Raw genomic sequence first — 18,521 nt, 5'->3', positions numbered from 1 at the left:
TCGTGTGGCACCCATCCCGACCATGAACAGGTGATTTCATGCCACCCCTGTATATCATCGGCACCGGCCCCGGCGACATCGTCCACCTGACCGATGCCGCCCGGCAAGCCCTCGCCGAATCCACAACCATTATCGGTTACGACAGTTATCTGGAGCAGATCAGCCCCCTCATCGCCGGAAAAACGACGGTGGCAACCGGCATGATGCGCGAGATCGAGCGCTGCCGCGAGGCCATCGTCAGGGCGCGCGCCGGCGAAGCGGTCGCCCTGGTCTCCGGGGGCGACGCCGGCATCTACGGCATGGCCGGCCTGGTGCTGGAGTTATTGGAAAACGAGGCCGAAAGCGGCCTGCCCCAGCCGGATGTCCGGGTCATACCGGGTATTTCGGCCATCCAGGCGGCGGCCTCCGTGCTGGGCGCACCGCTGATGCACGACTTTGCCGTCATCTCCCTCTCCGACCTGCTCACCCCCTGGGACCTGATCATGACACGGCTTACGGCGGCCGCCCGGGCCGATTTCGTCATCGTGATCTTCAACCCCCGCAGCACAAAACGGGTCACCCAGATCGAGGAGGCCCGCCGCATCATCCTGGCCTCCCGTCCGGCCGAGACCCCGGCGGGCATCGTGCGCAACGCCTGCCGCCCGGACGAGCAGAGCACCGTCACCACCCTGGGAGCATTGCTGGAGCACCGGATCGACATGTCCACCATCGTGGTCATCGGCAACAGCAGCAGTTTTGTGGACAGCCACGGACGCATGGTCACTCCACGGGGGTATGCCGGCAAGTACGGCGCCGCCCCCAGTTCGGAACCTGAATCCGTGATGCCGGAATGCCGCAGTGGCCGGGAGAGCCGGGGCCCGCACGCCGCACGTGCCGCAGCGGACCAAGCGCCATGCCGGTCCTCAGTCGGACGGTCGATCACCTCTCTACATGCAAAGGCAGAGGCCTTCCGGCCAGGAGGCATGGAGGCGTCACGGATTCAGGCGGAAACGGATACGCCGGCGGTATCCCGGCCGGGTGCCCTCATGTTCTGCGGCACCGCATCGGACGTGGGCAAATCGGTCGTCACGGCCGGCTTCTGCCGTCTGCTGGTCAGGTGCGGCATCCGCACCGCTCCCTTCAAATCCCAGAACATGTCCCTCAATTCCGCCGTCACCCCCGACGGGGGCGAGATCGGCCGGGCCCAGGCCGTGCAGGCCCAGGCCTGCCGCATCGATGCCCATACCGACATGAACCCGGTGCTGCTGAAACCCAATTCCGACACCGGCAGCCAGGTCATCGTCCAGGGCAGGCCGGTCGGCTCCATGAATGTGGCACAGTACGATGCGTACAAGCCCCAGGCCTTTGCAAGGGTCGCGGAGAGTTTCGAACGCCTGAAAGGCGGCTACGACTTCGTCGCCATCGAGGGTGCCGGAAGCATTGCCGAGATCAACCTCAAGCACAACGACATCGCCAATCTCCGGGTTGCCGCCATGGCACGCTGCCCGGTCATACTGGTGGCCGACATCGACCGCGGCGGCGTCTTCGCCCAGATCGTCGGCACCATCGACCTGCTGGAGCCCCATGAGAAGGCGATGATCCGCGGGATCATCATCAACAGATTCCGCGGCGACGCCGCCATCCTGCGGCCAGGGCTCGACTTCATCACGGAGCGGACCGGCATCCCGGTCATCGGCGTCCTCCCCTGGCTTGCGGACCTCAATCTGCCGGCCGAAGACAGCATGGCCCTCAGCCGCCCCTCACATCCGACCGGCGGTGCCCCCGACCCGAACACCATCCGCATAGGGGTCGTCAGGCTGCCGCGCATCTCCAACTTCACCGATTTCGACGCCTTCAGCTACGAGCCGGACTGTACCCTCACCTATCTGGAATCGCCGCAGCAGATGGCAGGGCTCGATGTCCTCATCCTCCCGGGCAGCAAGACCACCATCCCCGACCTCAACTACCTGAAGGAGCGCGGCTTCTTCGAGGCGATCGAGGACTTCACGGGGCAGATCGTCGGCATCTGCGGCGGCTACCAGATGCTCGGCCAACGGGTGTCGGACCCCGACGGCGTGGAATCGGACGTTCGGGAACTGGCCGGGCTCGGCCTGCTCCCGGTGGAGACGGAACTCCTGCCGAAAAAGAGCACCCATCAGGCGGCGGCCCGCCTCGACGACGCCGGTCAGGCACTGGCCCCCGGCTGCGAGGAGGAGTTGGCCGGCTATGAGATCCACATGGGCATCACCACCCCCGTCGGCCCGGGGCGCCCCTTTGCCCGCATCTCCCGACGCGGAGCCGCCCAGGTTGCCGTCCCGGACGGCGCGGTTTCCCCCGATGCCAGAATCTTCGGCACCTACCTGCATGGCATCTTCGACAACGCCCGTTTCCGGAAGGCCTATCTCAACCGTATCCGCAGCGACAAGGGACTCCCCGTACGGCATGACGCCCACGAACCGGATCGCGGCGATCCCTTCGACCGGCTGGCCGATCACCTTGAGCGGCATCTCGACATCCCCCTCCTGCTGCATATGTGCGGGCTGGAACGGTGACACCTGCTGAACCGGCAGTGCTGATCCTGGCCCTGGCGTTGGACCTGGCCCTGGGCGACCCCCGTCGGTTGCCCCATCCGGTGGTCCTGATCGGCCGGTTGATCGCCTTCCTCGAATCAAGCCTGCGCAAGATCACCCGCCATGAGCGGGCCGCCGGCATCGGCCTGTTGTTCCTCACCGTGGGCACGAGCGCCACAACCGTTTGGTTGGCGCTGTACGGGCTCACAATCCTTACTCCCCTTGCCGGCCTCCTGGGCGCGGCGTACGTTTCCTACACCTGCCTGGCCGCCCGCTCCCTCCACCGGGAATCGGCCCTGGTTGCCGACGCTCTGATGGCCGGAGACCGGGAGGCGGCGCGACGCAACCTGTCCTTTATTGTCGGCCGGGATACCCACGATCTCTCAGATACCGATATGTGGCGGGCAGTGGTGGAAACCGTCGCCGAGAACACCGCCGACGGCATTGTGGCGCCCCTGTTCTGGCTGACCCTCGGCGGGCCGGTGGCCGGCATGGCCTTCAAGGCGGTCAGCACCCTGGACTCCATGGTGGGCTATAAAAACGAGCGTTATCTGCGGCTGGGGTGGGCATCGGCCCGCATGGACGATCTGCTGAATTACCTCCCCGCCCGGCTGACCGCCCTGTTGATGATCATGGTCTCGCCCCTGACCGGACTTTCATGGCGCAACGCCGCGCGCATCACGCTGCGCGACCGCCGCAATCATCCTTCGCCCAACAGCGGCCACCCGGAGGCTGCGGCCGCCGGGGCTTTGGGGGTGCGCCTGGGGGGGGCGGCCAGCTATGGCGGCCAGCCCTCCTGGAAGGAGCCCATCGGCGACCCGTTGCTCCCCCTTGACGGCCGGGCATACCGGAGTATGATCAGGCTGATGTACGCCACCACCCTGCTCATGGCAGCCGCCTGCATTGCCGCTGCCTGGGCGCTGAAAGGCTTCCATGTCCCGCAGTTATGACCACGGCGGCACCATATTCGCGACGGCGCGCCGGATGGGCGTCCCGCTGTCCGCACTGGCCGATTTCTCGGCCAGCATCAACCCGCTGGGACCGTCGCCCCTGGTGAGATCGGCCGTCGACCATGCCTTTGACAGCTTGGTGCATTACCCCGACGCCGGCCATGAAGAGTTGAAAGAGGCCCTCGCCCATTACCACGGGCTTCCCGCAACCCACTTCGTTATCGCCAACGGCTCGACGGAACTGATCTACCAACTGCCGGCCGTCCTATCCGGGAAACGCGCCCTGCTCGCCGCCCCCTGCTTCAGCGAATACGAGCGGGCCCTGAAGCGGCACCGGTGGGAGGTGCACCACTTCCCGCTCGCACCAGAGGACGGTTTTTCCTTGGACCCGGCACGGCTGGAAGCGAAACTTGCCGAGGGGTACGACGCCTTCTATCTCTGCAACCCCGGCAACCCCAGCGGCACGCTCTATCCGCCGCCCATCGTCGAGCAGGTCCGTGAACTGTGCAGCGCAGCAGGCACCTTTCTGGTGCTGGATGAAGCCTTTATGGATTTCTGCGAGGAGGCGTCGGCCAAACACGCCGTCGTCACGAGCGATAACGCCCTCATCCTGCGGTCCATGACCAAATTCTTCGGCATCCCCGGCCTGCGCCTGGGGTATGCCGTGACAAATGCGCCGCTGTGCGGGCGTCTCGACGCCCTCGGCGTACCGTGGAACGTCAACACCCTGGCGCAGGCCGCCGGCACGGCATCCCTGCGGGATCGGGAGCATAATCAACGGACCCTCTTCTTCATCGACCAGGAGCGGCGCTTCCTGGCCGACCGGTTGGCCGGCTTTCCCCGGCTCAGAGTCTACCCTTCCCGCGCCAACTTCCTGCTGGTGGAGCTTACGGGCGAGATGACGGCCCGGGAACTGGCGCAAAAACTCCTGCCCGAATTGGTCATTATCCGCGACTGCGCCAGTTTCAGCGGCCTTACGCCCCGTTTTTTCCGCATCGCGGTGCGTACGCGCCCGGAAAACGAACGTCTCGTTGCATGTTTGACAAAGATTCTATCAACAGAATAGGGGGGTGTGATGGGAGAGACCATACGTTTCGGTATATCCATCGACGACGGGCTGTTGGAGCGTTTTGACCGGCTGGTTACGGAAAAGGGCTACGTCAACCGTTCCGAGGCCATACGCGACCTGATCCGCGACGCCCTGGTGGAGCAGACCTGGGAAGACGGCAACGAGGAAACGGTCGGCACGGTGACGCTGGTCTACGACCACCACGTCCACGACCTGGCCGACCGGCTGACCGCCATCCAGCACGACCACCATGACCGCATCATCTCGACCCTGCACGTGCATCTGGACCACCACAATTGTCTCGAGGTGCTGATCGTCAGGGGCAAGGCCAGCCAGATCAAGGCCATCGCAGACTCCCTGATCGGCGTGAAGGGGGTCAAGCACGGCAAGCTGGTGATGACGACCACCGGCCGGGAATTGGGCTAAGGGACGTCAAGTTTATCCTGAATCCGTGACGTCGGAATGCCACTGTATCCGGAAGAGCCGGGGCCTGCCCGCCGCCATGCCGTAATATCTCACTTACGAGGCCCGTCGGTCGCAAACTCTGCAAACGCAAAGGCAGAGACCTTCCGGACCAGCGGCGGCAGGAAGGTGTCACGGATTCAGGTGTACAAAAAAAGGGGAAGCGCGAGGCTTCCCCTTTTTTACTCATTCTCTCCACCCTGCCGTCAGCTTAAAGGACCTCCGGCGAGTTTCCTCAACCATGGGAGTCAGTATACTGCTTCAGGCAAATCCCGCGTAATGGGGCAGCACACCACAGCAGGGAGCGACCCCCGTTTTGTTTAGCATTCCGCCCGGGTGCTACTGCCGACCAACAGGGTAGAGAGAACGTTCTGGTGGTTTCATTATTACACCGGCGACCAAATCATTACAAGCCTTTTATATACGGTCAGACATACCCCAGAAAACCGGTCAGCCGCCGGACCTCTTCCATCAGGTTTCCGAATCCGGGGAAGGTGAGGGACTGGGGACCGTCGGAGAGTGCCTTTTCCGGTTCCGGGTGCACCTCCACCAACACGCCCTGGGCCCCCCCCATCAACGCCGCCAGCGCCATGGGGGGCACCAGGCTGCGCTTGCCGGTGGCGTGGGAGGGATCGACCATGATCGGCAGGTGGGACATTTCCTTGATCAGCGGCACAATGGCCAGGTCGAGGGTGTTGCGGGTAGCGGTTTCATAGGTGCGGATCCCCCGTTCGCACAGGATGACCTGATCGTTCCCCTCGGCCAGGATATACTCGGCCGCGGCCAGGAACTCCTCCACCGTGGCGCTCATGCCGCGCTTGAGCAGCACCGGCTTGCGGATCCTGCCCAGTTCCCGCAGCAGGTCGAAGTTCTGCATGTTGCGCGCCCCGACCTGGAGCAGGTCGGCGTACTCGGACACCAGCCCCACACTGTCCGGGCTCATCACCTCGGTAACGATGGGCAGGCCACTCTCCCTCCCCGCCACGGCGAGCAGCTTCAGCCCCTCCTCCCGCAGTCCCTGGAAGGTATGGGGGCCGGTGCGCGGTTTGAACGCCCCTCCCCGCAGCATGTCGGCGCCGGCCTGTTTCACGAAGAGAGCTGTCTTGACGATCTGCTCCTCGCTCTCCACGGCGCACGGCCCGGCCACCACCACCGGCCGGCACCCCTGGCCGACACGGACGCCCCTGACATCGACAATGGTATTTGCGGGATGAAAATCGCGGGAAACCAGCTTGTATGGCTTGGAAACGTGGATCACCTGTTGTACGCCCGTCAGTTCCAGAATTTTGCTGTCATCGACATATCCCTGGTTGCCCAGGACGCCGATGGCGGTCCGTTCCCTGCCCGGGATCGGCGCCGCCGTAAGGCCCATCTCGTTTACGGTCCGGACCACGGCGTCAATATCGGCCGTGGTGGCATTATGGCTCATGACGATCAACATGAATAGCTCCTTTTACCCAAATCAGACAAAATTTCCCATGGAGATACGGCACGCCTCTGCTGTTTCCGAACCGACAAAGATTTCAGATGCCCTTGATCTTGTTTTTCTCTGTATCCCCGTAACTCCGTGGCAAAAGTATCCTCGATCCTCACTCGTGCCGCTCGGACAGTTTTTGCAGCTTTTCCATCTGGTGGATCACCACCCGGCTCCCCTGGACCTCGATAATCCCCTCGTCCTTCAGTTTGCGCAGGGTGCGGGAGATGGTCTCGCTGGCGGTGCCGAGCCGCGAGGCAAGCTCGCCCTTTTTGACCCCCAGGTCGATGTAGGTGATGCCGCCGTAACTGGCCGACTTTTCGGCGGACCGCCGGACCAGAAAGGAGGCCAGCCGCGAAGTGACGTCGGCAAAGGAGAGCTCCTCGATCTGGCGGGCGAACTGCCGCAGCATGAGCGACAGGGAGACCACCAGGTTGAGGGAGAAATTGGGATTGCGCCCCATCAGCTCCAGAAACCCTTCCTTGGGCAGGTAGAGCGCCTCGCCGGCCGCCAGTGCACGGGCTTCGGCCGGGTAGCGGCCGTCGCCGAAAAACGCCGCTTCGGCAAAGGTCTCGCGGGGTTGCACGAAGTGCAGCACCTTTTCCCGGCCATCGGGGGCGATACGGCAGAGCTTGATGCTGCCCGATACCAAAAGGTAAAAACCGGTGGCTTCATCGCCCTCGCTGAAGAGGGACTCACCTTTCCGGAACGTGCGGCGGACCGTAATGACGGCCAGTTCAGCCAGGTCGTTATCCTTTAGGCCGGAGAAGAGCAGGGATTTTTTGAGCAGCTCGATCAGTTCCATACCAACACCTTAACATCCGAAACCTTACATCTGCCACAGAGACACGGAGAACGGCACAGGAGAGGAAATAGAAATTTTGTAGATTAACCCCAAAAGATGTTGCTTTCGGTTTCCTCGATTCTGCCTTTCCTCTGTGTCTCCGTGTCTCTGGGGCAGATGTTCAAGCCTATTTTTTAAGGAAAGCAGCGATCTTCTCCGCCACCTGGGGCGCGGTAAAGCCGAACTGTTCCGCCAACACCTTGTCCGGGGCTGAGGCGCCGAAGTGCTCGATGCCGATGAACAGGCCGTCGCATCCCAGAAGCTTGCCCCAGGACTCGCCACGCCCCGCTTCAAAGGCCACGCGGGGAACTCCTGCCGGGAGCACCTCGTCGCGGTAGGCGGCAGGCTGGGCCTGGAACTGCCCCAGGTTGGGCACGGAGACGATGCGGGCTCCGATCCCCCGTGCAGCCAGGAGGCCTGCCGCATCGGCCGCCACATGCACCTCGGAGCCACTGGCCATGATGACCACGTCGGGCTTTCCGGCGGGCGAGGCCGCGACATATCCTCCCTTGAGGCCATCCGTTCTGTCGAAGGAGGCGGGGCGGGCAATGACCGGAAGTTTCTGGCGGGTGAGGATCAGGACCGTCGGCCCATTGCTGCGTTGCAATGCCGCCTGCCAGGCCTGTGCCGTTTCCAGGCCGTCGGCCGGACGGATCACCTGGAGGCCCGGAATCATGCGGAGTGAGGCCACATGCTCGATCGGCTGATGGGTGGGGCCATCCTCGCCGACAAAAAAGGAATCGTGGGTAAAGATATAGATCGACTGCAGGTTCATCAAGGCGGAGAGACGGATGGAGGGGCGGCAGTAATCGGAAAAGACCAGGAACGTGGCGCCGTAGGGGATAAAACAGCCATATAGGGCCATGCCGTTCACCACCGCGCCCATGGCGTGTTCACGGATGCCGAAATGCAGGTTGCGGCCGGCAAACGCGCCCGGCTGCACGGAAGCCGCGCCCTTGATATCGCTGTTGTTGGAAGGCGACAGGTCGGCCGATCCGCCCACCAAGGCGGGAATAAGAGCGGCCGCCTTCTGGAGAACCGCGCCGGACAGGGCTCGGGTGGCGCCGTCCTTGTCGGCAACCACGGCGAGCAATTCATCGGCCAGCGCGGCCGGTACCTGCTTGTTCCACATTTCATCCCACAGCTTTGCCTTTTCGGGATTGGCGGCATGCCAGCCGGCAAAACCGCGTTGCCAGAAGGTATAGCGACGTTTGAGCGCCTCGACCCGTTCACGGCAGATGGCACGGACCTCTTCCGGCACCTCGAAGGGGGCATGCTGCCATCCCAGGTTGGCCCGTGTGGCGGCGATCTCGTCTTTGCCCAGGGGCGAGCCGTGAGCCCCGGAGGAATCCTGTTTGGCGGGGCTGCCGAAGGCGATGTGGGTGGTGGCGATAATGATCGACGGGCGCTCCGTCTCGGCCTTGGCGGCGGCAATGGCGGCCATGATCTGAGTGTAGTCGTGGCCGTCGATCTTCTGCACATGCCAGCCGCTGGCGGTAAAACGTCCGGCCACGTCCTCGGACCAGGCCAGATTGGTCTTGCCCTCGATGGTGATGCCGTTGTCATCGTAGAGATACACCATGTTGCCCAGCTTGAGATGACCGGCCAGGGCGGCGGCTTCGTAGCTGATCCCTTCCTGCAGGTCGCCGTCGCCCACCAGGGCGTAGATGGTGTGGTCGATGGGGCTGAAGTCGGCGGTATTGAAGCGTTCCGCCGCCATCCGGCTGGCAATGGCCATGCCGACCCCATTGGCGAACCCCTGGCCCAAGGGGCCGGTGGTCACCTCGACCCCGACGGTATGGCCGAACTCGGGGTGCCCGGGGGTTTTGCTGCCCCACTGGCGGAAGTTTTTCAATTCCTCCAGCGGCAGGTCATAGCCGAACAGGTGCAGGAGCGAATAGAGCAGCATGGAGCCGTGGCCGGCCGAGAGGATGAAACGGTCGCGGTTGGGCCAGCGGGGGTCTTCGGGGTTAAAGGAGAGATAATTGCCCCACAGGGTAAAGGCGCAGTCTGCGGCCCCCATAGGTAATCCGGGGTGGCCGGAATTGGCCTTTTCAACCGCGTCGGCGGCGAGAAAACGGATGGCGTCGGCACAGAGCCTGGCCTTGTCTGCGGGAATGACTGCCTGCTGCATATCGTGTGATGCTCCTTTCGGAAATTTATGTAAAGTGGTTGTATCCCTTGTTCTGTGGGGCATATGTGCTGCCGTCGGCCAAAACGACCGTTACCTCGGGCGAGGCTGTTACTATACCAACAGGCCGAGCATCAATGCCACTTTTTTTCATAAGTTGGACAATTTTTTCCCGATTGGCCGCGGGCGCGGTAAATGCCAGTTCGTACTCTTCGCCGCCGGCCAGGGCAAGATCGGGATGGGACGAGGGGTGGGAACGGAGAATGGCGCGAAAGTCCGGTGAAAGAGGGAGAGCGTCGAGGTGAATCGTACCGCCGAGGGCGGATAGCTCGGCAATATGGCCAAAATCAGCCAAAAGCCCGTCGCTGACATCGATCATGGCCGATACGAGCCCGGCCTCCGCCAGCGCCCGGCCAACAGCGGCCCGGGGGGACGGATCGAGCAGACGGGAGATGAGGTGTTCCTCCTCCACCGTCACGGAAGAGGGGAGTTTCCCCTTTTCCAGCAATTCCAGCCCCAGAGCGGCGTCTCCCAGGGTTCCGGTCACCCAGATGTCGTCATCGGGGCACGCGCCGGAGCGCCGTACGATCCTCCCCGGCTCCTGTTCCCCCATGATGGTGACGGATATGACCAAGCCGGCGCGGGAGGAACAGGTGTCGCCGCCGATCAGGGCCACGCCGTGTTCCGCGGCCATGGCAAGAAAACCGCGGGTAAATGCGTCAAGGAATTCGAGGGGGGTGTCGGGGGGAACGGCAAGGGAGAGCAGTGCCCAGCGGGGGATGCCCCCCATGGCGGCGATATCGGAGATGCTGACCGCCAGGGATTTGCGCCCCAAGCGGCAGGGGTCATGCCATACACGGCGGAAGTGCACATCCTCCACCAGCATGTCGGTTGAAGTCAACAACTGCATACCCGGGGAAAGGGCCGTTACGGCGGCGTCATCACCGATGCCGGTGATGACGCCTTTGCCGTTGGCCACGCCGGAAGCGATACGGGAGATCAGGCCGAATTCGCCCAACTCTCCAATCTTCACCCCCGTGCCCCGGCAGAAATTTCCTTGCGGGGACGCATCAGCACCTTGGGGGTGGCTTCGCCGCTGCGCGGCTTTTTCGCAGGCTCCTTGGGGGTGGACGGCGCTGGAGGCGGAAACTTCTCCAGGGCCAGCTTCAGCACCTCGCTCACGTCGTGCACCGGGACGATCTTGACCTTCTTGAGTATCTCGGCCGGGATGTCCTCCAGGTCCTTTTTGTTCTGCTCGGGGATGATGACCATCCGCATCCGCGAACGCACCGCCGCCAGGATCTTCTCCTTGAGGCCGCCGATGGGAAGCACCTTGCCCCGCAGGGTGACCTCGCCGGTCATGGCCACGTCCTTCTTGACCGGGATGCGCGTCAGGACCGAGACCAGCGCCGTGGTCATGGCGACACCGGCCGAGGGGCCGTCCTTGGGAATGGCGCCGGCCGGGACATGGACGTGAATCTCATGGTCCTGGAAGAAATCGGGGTTGATGTGCAGAATGTCTGCATGGGCGCGGATATAGGAATGGGCCGCCTGGACCGACTCCTTCATCACGTCCCCCAACTGCCCGGTCAGGGTCAGGGCGCTCTTTCCCTTCATCAGGGTGGCCTCGATGTGCAGGATCTCTCCTCCCACCGGCGTCCAGGCCAGGCCGTTGACCACGCCGACCTCGTTCTTGTCCAGATCCTCTTCCCGCAGATACTTGGGCGCCCCCAGGAAGGTGTGCAGGTTCTTGGCCGCAATCTTGACGGTACGCGTGCCCCCTTCGGCCACCTTGCGCGCCACCTTGCGGCACACCGTGCCGATCTCCCGTTCCAGGTTGCGCAGACCCGCCTCACGGGTGTACTTGGTGATGATCTCGCGGATGGCATCGTCCTCGAAACTGATATCCTTCGCCTTGAGGCCGTTCTCCTTTATCTGGCGCGGCACCAGATAGCGGCGGGCAATTTCCAGCTTCTCCTCCTCGGTGTACCCGGCCAGGTTGATCACCTCCATGCGGTCGCGCAGGGCGGACGGCACCGGGTCGATCTGGTTGGCCGTGGCGATGAACATCACGTTGGAGAGATTGAACGGCATGTTGATGTAGTGGTCGGAGAACGAATGGTTCTGTTCCGGGTCCAACACCTCCAACAGCGCCGACGAAGGATCTCCTTTGTAGTCGTAGCCCAGCTTGTCCAACTCGTCCAGCATGAATACCGGATTGTTGGTGCCGGCCTGCTTCATCCCCTGGATGATGCGCCCCGGCAGGGCGCCGATATAGGTGCGGCGGTGGCCGCGGATCTCGGCCTCATCCCGTACCCCGCCCAGGGATATACGCACGAACTTGCGGTTCATGGCCCGGGCGATGGATTTGCCCAGGGAGGTCTTGCCGACCCCCGGAGGGCCCACGAAGCAGAGGATCGGCCCCTTCATCTTTTTCTTTAGCTTGCGCACCGCCAGGAACTCCAGGATGCGCTCCTTGATCTTGTCCAGGTAGTAGTGATCGTCGTCCAGAATCTCCTTGGCGCGGACGATGTCCAGGCTGTCCCGGCTGGATTTGCTCCAGGGGAGTTCAACCAGCCAGTCCAGATAGGTGCGGATGATGCCTGCCTCGCCGGCGTCCGGATGCATGTTTTCCAGCCGGTTCAGCTGTTTGAGTGCCTCCTTCTGGGATGCCTCGGGCATCTTGGCGGTCTCAATGGCCTTGCGGATCTCGGCGATATCCTCCTTGCCTTCGCCATCCCCCAGCTCCTGCTGAATGGCGCGCATCTGCTCACGCAGGTAGTACTCCCGCTGATTCTTGCCCATCTCCTCGCGGGCCGCGCTCTGGATCTTGGCCTGCACGCTGAGCAGTTCCACCTCGCGGTTCAGGAACTCGTTGACCTTGGTCAGGCGCATGACCGGTTCGCTCATCTCTAGAAGCAATTGGGCGTCGGCCACCTTCAGCCCCAGGTTGCTGGCAATCAGATCGGCCATGCTGCCGGGGTCCTGGATATTTTCCAGGATTACCATCACCTCGGGGGAGACCTGCTTGCCCAGCTCGATGACCTTGGTCAGCTGTTCGCGCACGGTGCGCACCAACGCCTCCGTCTCCAGGGAAACGTCCTGGAGCGGGGTGTCAACCATCTTCTCGATGCGTACCGTGTGGAACGGCTTCTCCGTCACATACTCGGTGATGCGGGCCTTGCTCAGGCCCTGGACGAGAATCTTCACCCTGCCGTCCGGCAGTTTGAGCATGCGCATGATCATGGCGACCGTGCCGACCTCGTAGATTTTGTCCGGGGTCGGGTCTTCCTCGCCGATCTCATGCTGGGTGGCCAAAAGGATCATCCGGTCCCCGGCCAGGGCGCTGTCAACGGCCTTGACCGACATCTCGCGCCCCACGAAGAGCGGGATGATCATGAAAGGGTAGACCACCACATCGCGCACCGGCAAGAGCGGCAACACCTCGGGAATCTTCACCTCTTCCGATTCCTGTTTTTCCATATCCTTATCTATCTCGCTCAATCTTGTATCTCCTTTATCGTTACCTGCCGGTCACCAGTTTTGGGATAACTCACCCGCAGAACGCCGTAACGGTATTCAGCCTTGATGGCGCATGTATCAATACAACCCGGAATATGCAGTGCATGGTGGAAACGGCCGTAACCCCGTTCGAGGCAGACATAACGGGCGTCGCCGACCGCCTGTTCGCAAGGTCTATGCGCCTCGAGCACGAGGGTCGCACCATGCTGCGTCAGGCTGATGTCCTCAATGCGAAAACCGGGCAGATCGAATTCCAGAACGATCTCATTGCAGGTCTCGTACATATCCACCGGCGGGCGGTTTTCCCCCTCGCCGAAGACATCACGAAGTTCAAGGGCGTCCAGCAGATCCCGGATTTCACCGAGGTGCCGGCCAAAGAGTTCCTGCTGAAACGGCTGTCTGCGAGAAAAACGTGGCATATAACCACCTTGCCTACCATTGATGATGAAGCTGACTCTCGGACTGGCTGAAAGGTAAACATTCCCTTCGACAAAGTCAAGGCACACATTCGGCGGGCGCGCACAATTCGGGACCAACCCGCGTCATCTGGCGCAACCACCGTCATGGCGCCGCCCAAACTCACCCGAAATCAGCCTCCCCTCTCGGGGCATTTTTTTATTTGATTGACTTACTCCGCAATATTCAATAGAAAAACAAATTTGTTCATTTTTGTTCCGCTTCCCGGCGGCGGGCACATGAATGTGGGCGCTCTTCAATAATATATGTAATAATGGCGAAGCATGCCACTCCCCTGCTGCACGATGGCTTTCAGCAAATAATAACGAAAGTTGGTACACGGCCTATGGAACGCTGGTCAATTAACGAGTCCGTAAAGCTCTACAACATGGACAACTGGGGCGCAGACCTGTTCTCTATCAATAAGAAGGGGAACATCTGCGTCCATCCCTCCTCCAGTTCCAAGCAGTCCATCGATTTGCGCGCCCTGGTTGACGACCTGATCAAACGCAAGATCAAGCCCCCTATCCTGCTGCGTTTCATGGATGTGCTCCAGGGGCGTATCGCCAGCATCAACCGCGTGTTCAAGAGCGCCATCCAGGAGAACGACTACCCGGCCAAGTACCAGACCTTTTTCCCCATCAAGGTCAACCAGCAACGCCAGGTGGTCGAGGCCATCGCCAACTTCGGCAAACGCTACAACATAGGTCTTGAGGTGGGCTCGAAACCGGAACTGGTAGCCGGCATCTCCATCTCCACCGGCAACGGCCTGCCGATCATCTGCAACGGTTACAAGGACACCGAATATATCGAGACCGTCCTCTACGCCACCAAGATCGGCTACGACATCACCCTGGTGGTGGAAAAACTGTTCGAACTGGAAAAGATCATCGAACTTTCCAAGAAGACCGGCATCCAGCCCAAGCTCGGCATCCGGGTGAAGCTCTCCTCCAAGGGGACCGGCAAATGGGCCACATCAGGCGGCGAGGACGCCAAGTTCGGCCTGCGCATGTCCGAGATCATCGCCGCCATCCGCATGCTGGAGGAACACGGACTGCTCGACTGCGTCAAGTTGCTCCATTTCCACATCGGCAGCCAGATCACCAAGATCGACAAGATCAAGACCGCCCTGATCGAGGGGACCCGTATCTACGCCGAAATGCGGAAACTGGGTGTCGGCATCGAATTTCTCGATATCGGCGGCGGCTTGGGCGTGGACTACGACGGCTCCAAGTCCAGCTACTTCTCCAGCGTCAACTACACGGTCGAGGAATACGCCAACGACGTCATCTACCAGATCAAGAACATCTGCGAAGAGGCCGGTGTCGAGTGTCCCAACATCATCTCCGAATCGGGGCGCGCCACGGTTGCCCACTACTCGGTGTTGATCACCAACGTCCTCAATACCAACACGCAGCACCTGATGCCCGATTTCGAGGAGATCCTGACCCAGGCCGAGAATCTGGCACCCACGGTCAAGAAGCTCATGGACATCTACAAGAGCATCGACCGCTACTCCCTGCGCGAGGACTACCACGACACGATGCAACTGATCAACGAGGCGGTCAGCCTGTTCAACCTGGGCTACCTGACCCTCAACGACCGCGCCATCGCCGAGTGGCTCTACTCCAAGATCATAAAAAAGCTCAACGGCATCGTCGAGAAGATCAAACCGATCCCCGAGGAGTTGCAGAACTTTCACCTGGCCCTGCGCCAGACCTATTTCGCCAACTTTTCCCTGTTCCAGTCGATCCCGGACTCCTGGGCCATCGACCAACTCTTCCCGATCATGCCGCTGCAACGGCTCAACCAGAAGCCGGACGTCATGGCCTCCATCGCCGACATCACCTGCGACTCGGACGGCGAGATCACTAGTTTTGTCGGCGAGACCGGCAGGACCAAGTTCCTCCCGCTCCACCGCATCCGCAAGGAAGAGGACTATTTCATCGGCTTTTTCCTGATCGGCGCCTACCAGGAGATTCTGGGAGACATGCACAACCTGTTCGGCGACACCAATGCCGTACACATCACCTTCAACAAGAAAACCGGTTACCTGATCGACACCGTGATCAACGGCGACGCCTGTTGGGAGAGCCTGAAGTACGTCCAGTACAAGGGGCCGGAAATTCTCAAGCACGTCAGGGACAATCTGGAGAAGAGCGTCGCCCTGCGGAAAATATCCATTGAGGAGAGCAGCCACTTCATCGAACTCCTGGACCGGACACTTCTGGGCTATACCTATCTGGGCGAGTAACGCCCCTAACTCCGTAATGTAAAAGTTTTGTTACGGGCATTGCGCCAACCGGCCAATGCCCGTAGTATCCAGTGCACCATTTTACCAAGCTGCGCAGCGCCAGATTCGCGATGATAACGGCGACGGTGAGGAGGCAGGCCCTCAGGCGTAGCAGCGCTACGTCGAGGAGCATGCGGACGAACCGGCGTCGTTAGGGCGCGAATATGGCACTGCCCGGAGAAGGAGTTTTCCATGAGCAAAGTCCTCATCATCGGCGCCGGCGGCGTCGGTCAGGTTGTGACCCACAAATGCGCCCAACGCCGGGACATCTTCAGCGAGATTACCCTGGCCTCCCGTACCCAGTCCAAATGCGACGCCATTGCGGCCCAGATAGCGACGCCGATCGCAACCGCCCAGGTGGACGCCGACAACGTAGCGGAACTGGCGGCCCTGATCCGCAGGGAGCAGCCGAAACTGGTGATCAACGTAGCCCTCCCCTACCAGGACCTGACCATCATGGATGCCTGCCTGGAGACCGGGGTGGATTATCTGGACACCGCCAACTACGAGCCGCGCGACACGGCCAAATTCGAATACCATTGGCAGTGGGCCTACCAGGAGCGCTTCAAACGGGCCGGGATCATGGCCCTGCTCGGCTCCGGCTTCGATCCGGGCGTGACCAACGTCTACACCGCCCTGGCCGCCAAGAGCCACCTCGACGAGGTCCAGGAGATCGACATCATCGACGCCAACGCGGGCTCCCACGGCCAGCCCTTTGCCACCAACTTCAACCCGGAGATCAACATCCGCGAGGTGACCGCCCCGTGCCGCCACTGGGAGAACGGCCAATGGATCGAGAGCGGCGCGCTGGCCACCAAGCACTCCTTCGACTTCCCGGACGGCATCGGCCCCATGAACATCTACCGCATGTACCATGAGGAGATGGAGTCCATCGTCAAGCATATCCCTACCATCAAAAAGGCCCAGTTCTGGATGACCTTTTCAGACAACTACCTCAAGCATCTTGAGGTGTTGCAAAACGTAGGCATGACCAGAATCGACGAGGTGGAGTACAACGGCCAGAAGATCGTGCCGCTGCAATTTCTCAAGGCCGTGTTGCCCGACCCCGGCTCCCTGGGGCCGCTGACCAAGGGCAAGACCTGCATCGGCGTCATCGCCCGGGGCCTCAAGGGCGGCAAGCGCAAACAGGTCTACATCTACAACATCTGCGACCACGAGGCCTGCTTCAGGGAGGTCAAATCCCAGGCCATCAGCTACACCACCGGCGTACCAGCCGTGGTGGGGGCCATCATGATGCTGACCGGCAAGTGGCACAAACCGGGCGTCTGGAACATGGAACAGTTCGATCCGGAGCTGTTCCTGGAGGTGCTGGGGCCCATGGGGTTGCCCACGGTGGTTGTCGATGGCGGCGAATGGCCGGAACTGTGAGAAACGCCACATTTGCGCCCTGACGGCACCGGCTCCTGCGGAGGCTCATCGACGTAGCGCTGCTACGCCTCTCTCGCCTCTCTCGCCTCCTCGTCGCCGATACCGCCATCATCGCAAATCTGACGTTTCTTGTGGGAAAAACCGGCATTCGGTCAACAGGCTTTTTTTTCAGATTCAATGCCTCCGTGGCAAATAAAAGGTTTCGATTGTGACCGGTATAGATATCGACAAAATCCTTGAACGCTCCCCCTCCCCGGCCTACGTGGTGGACCTGGGGAGGCTGCGCCATAACCTGGCCATCCTGGATGATGTTCAGAAGCGCAGCGGGGCCAAGATCCTCATGGCGTTGAAGGCCTTCTCCATGTGGAGCGTGTTCCCCACCATCCGCGAGACCCTGCACGGCGTCTGTGCCAGTTCCCCCTGGGAGGCGCGCCTGGGACGGGAGGAGTTCGGGCGCGAGGTGCACAGCTTCGCCGCTGCCTTCAAGGCGAGCGACATTGCGGAACTGCTGCCCATCTCCAACCATCTGGTCTTCAATTCCTTCAACCAGTTGGAGCGTTTCCGCCCCCTGTGGGAAAAGGAACGGGGGCGCGTCTCCATCGGCCTGCGGGTCAATCCCGAGCACTCCGAGGGGCACACCCCCATCTACGACCCCTGCGCCCCGGCCTCGCGCCTGGGCATCCCGCGGGCGGAGTTTGAGGGGAGGTCCTTGGCGGGGGTCGAGGGGCTCCACTTCCATACCCTCTGCGAGCAGCTGTTCGAACCGCTGGAGCGGACGGCGCGGGCGTTCGAGGAGAAGTTCGGCGAGTTCCTGCCCCGGATGAAGTGGCTCAACCTGGGGGGGGGCCACCACATCACCCGGGAGGGGTACGACATCGACGGCCTGGTGGAACTGGTGACGTATTTCCGCGAAAAGTACGACCTGGAGGTCTACCTGGAGCCGGGCGAGGCCATCGCCATCGGCACCGGCATCCTGGTGGGCGAGGTGCTGGACGTGGTACATAACGAACTGGATATCGCCATCCTGGACGTCTCGGCCACCTGCCACATGCCGGACACCCTGGAGATGCCCTATCGCCCCGATATCGAGGGAGGCTTCGCCCCCGACGAGAAGGCCCATACCTACCGCCTGGGCGGCCCCTCCTGCCTGGCGGGGGACATCATCGGCGACTGGTCCTTCGACCGGCCGCTGCACGCGGGCGACCGGCTGGCCTTTCTGGACATGGCCCACTACACCATGGTCAAGACCACCACCTTCAACGGTATCCAGCACCCGGCCATCTGTACTTTCGAGCCAGAAACCAGCGAGTTGCGGGTGGTGCGCAGCTTCGGCTACGAAGATTTCAAGGCACGGCTATCGTAGACAAACCAGACTTTGACTA

Annotated in this window: 13 protein-coding genes; 7 read left to right on the top strand and 6 right to left on the bottom strand. The window is 61.8% G+C overall.

The features are described from left to right. Positions 1-38 precede the first annotated feature (38 nt). From F6V25_RS06525 to nikR, 4 genes are read left to right on the top strand one after another with little or no spacing between them, the layout of a single operon-like run. Positions 39-2,531 (top strand): cobyric acid synthase, encoded by a 2,493-nt coding sequence (locus F6V25_RS06525; protein WP_151127809.1) that lies wholly within the window; start codon positions 39-41, stop codon positions 2,529-2,531. Then, positions 2,528-3,499: an adenosylcobinamide-phosphate synthase CbiB gene (gene cbiB, locus F6V25_RS06520; protein ID WP_151127808.1), complete on the top strand. Its 972-nt coding sequence runs from the start codon at positions 2,528-2,530 to the stop codon at positions 3,497-3,499. Before F6V25_RS06525 ends, cbiB begins: the two co-directional genes overlap by 4 nt. Continuing rightward, entirely contained in the window at positions 3,483-4,565 is a 1,083-nt protein-coding gene (cobD, locus tag F6V25_RS06515) for a threonine-phosphate decarboxylase CobD (RefSeq protein ID WP_151127807.1), read from the top strand. The genes cbiB and cobD overlap by 17 nt, the downstream gene beginning before the upstream one ends. Positions 4,566-4,574: 9 nt before the next feature. Next, positions 4,575-4,994: a nickel-responsive transcriptional regulator NikR gene (nikR, locus tag F6V25_RS06510; protein WP_149306678.1), complete on the top strand. Its 420-nt coding sequence runs from the start codon at positions 4,575-4,577 to the stop codon at positions 4,992-4,994. A 463-nt stretch (positions 4,995-5,457) separates the two neighbouring features. Here nikR and aroF read toward each other — a convergent pair whose 3' ends face one another. The 6 genes from aroF to F6V25_RS06480 form a co-directional block, all read right to left on the bottom strand. Next, on the bottom strand, positions 5,458-6,471 hold the full coding sequence (gene aroF / locus F6V25_RS06505) for a 3-deoxy-7-phosphoheptulonate synthase (RefSeq protein WP_151127806.1): 1,014 nt from the start codon (positions 6,469-6,471) through the stop codon (positions 5,458-5,460). A 148-nt stretch (positions 6,472-6,619) separates the two neighbouring features. Next, entirely contained in the window at positions 6,620-7,309 is a 690-nt protein-coding gene (locus F6V25_RS06500; RefSeq protein WP_151127805.1) for a Crp/Fnr family transcriptional regulator, read from the bottom strand. Positions 7,310-7,475: 166 nt separating this feature from the next. Then, entirely contained in the window at positions 7,476-9,482 is a 2,007-nt protein-coding gene (gene tkt, locus F6V25_RS06495; RefSeq protein WP_151127804.1) for a transketolase, read from the bottom strand. A 25-nt stretch (positions 9,483-9,507) separates the two neighbouring features. Beyond that, entirely contained in the window at positions 9,508-10,512 is a 1,005-nt protein-coding gene (thiL, locus tag F6V25_RS06490) for a thiamine-phosphate kinase (RefSeq protein ID WP_151127803.1), read from the bottom strand. Then, positions 10,509-12,983, bottom strand: coding sequence for an endopeptidase La (lon, locus tag F6V25_RS06485; protein ID WP_476739186.1), 2,475 nt, complete (start codon positions 12,981-12,983; stop codon positions 10,509-10,511). The genes thiL and lon overlap by 4 nt, the downstream gene beginning before the upstream one ends. Continuing rightward, a complete protein-coding gene (locus F6V25_RS06480) occupies positions 12,980-13,420 on the bottom strand; it encodes an Hsp20/alpha crystallin family protein (RefSeq protein ID WP_151127802.1) in 441 nt (146 codons plus the stop codon). The genes lon and F6V25_RS06480 overlap by 4 nt, the downstream gene beginning before the upstream one ends. A gap of 383 nt (positions 13,421-13,803) precedes the next feature. Between F6V25_RS06480 and speA the strand changes: the two genes are divergently transcribed. From speA to nspC, 3 genes are all read left to right on the top strand, one after another. Next, entirely contained in the window at positions 13,804-15,711 is a 1,908-nt protein-coding gene (gene speA, locus F6V25_RS06475) for an arginine decarboxylase (RefSeq protein WP_151127801.1), read from the top strand. 231 nt (positions 15,712-15,942) lie between these two features. Next, positions 15,943-17,139: a saccharopine dehydrogenase family protein gene (locus F6V25_RS06470; RefSeq protein WP_151127800.1), complete on the top strand. Its 1,197-nt coding sequence runs from the start codon at positions 15,943-15,945 to the stop codon at positions 17,137-17,139. 208 nt (positions 17,140-17,347) lie between these two features. After that, entirely contained in the window at positions 17,348-18,502 is a 1,155-nt protein-coding gene (nspC, locus tag F6V25_RS06465) for a carboxynorspermidine decarboxylase (protein ID WP_151127799.1), read from the top strand. Positions 18,503-18,521: the final 19 nt, after the last annotated feature.

This window comes from Oryzomonas japonica, assembly GCF_008802365.1.
In the GTDB taxonomy this organism is placed as follows: domain Bacteria; phylum Desulfobacterota; class Desulfuromonadia; order Geobacterales; family Pseudopelobacteraceae; genus Oryzomonas; species Oryzomonas japonica.
This window is presented reverse-complemented; position numbering and strand designations above follow the sequence as displayed.

Coding starts and splice junctions, on each gene's coding strand:
- F6V25_RS06500 (WP_151127805.1), bottom strand. CDS start 7,309: ATGGAACTGATCGAGCTGCTCAAAAAATCCCTGCTCTTCTCCGGCCTA.
- F6V25_RS06470 (WP_151127800.1), top strand. CDS start 15,943: ATGAGCAAAGTCCTCATCATCGGCGCCGGCGGCGTCGGTCAGGTTGTG.
- F6V25_RS06525 (WP_151127809.1), top strand. CDS start 39: ATGCCACCCCTGTATATCATCGGCACCGGCCCCGGCGACATCGTCCAC.
- nikR (WP_149306678.1), top strand. CDS start 4,575: ATGGGAGAGACCATACGTTTCGGTATATCCATCGACGACGGGCTGTTG.
- cobD (WP_151127807.1), top strand. CDS start 3,483: ATGTCCCGCAGTTATGACCACGGCGGCACCATATTCGCGACGGCGCGC.
- speA (WP_151127801.1), top strand. CDS start 13,804: ATGGAACGCTGGTCAATTAACGAGTCCGTAAAGCTCTACAACATGGAC.
- tkt (WP_151127804.1), bottom strand. CDS start 9,482: ATGCAGCAGGCAGTCATTCCCGCAGACAAGGCCAGGCTCTGTGCCGAC.
- aroF (WP_151127806.1), bottom strand. CDS start 6,471: ATGTTGATCGTCATGAGCCATAATGCCACCACGGCCGATATTGACGCC.
- F6V25_RS06480 (WP_151127802.1), bottom strand. CDS start 13,420: ATGCCACGTTTTTCTCGCAGACAGCCGTTTCAGCAGGAACTCTTTGGC.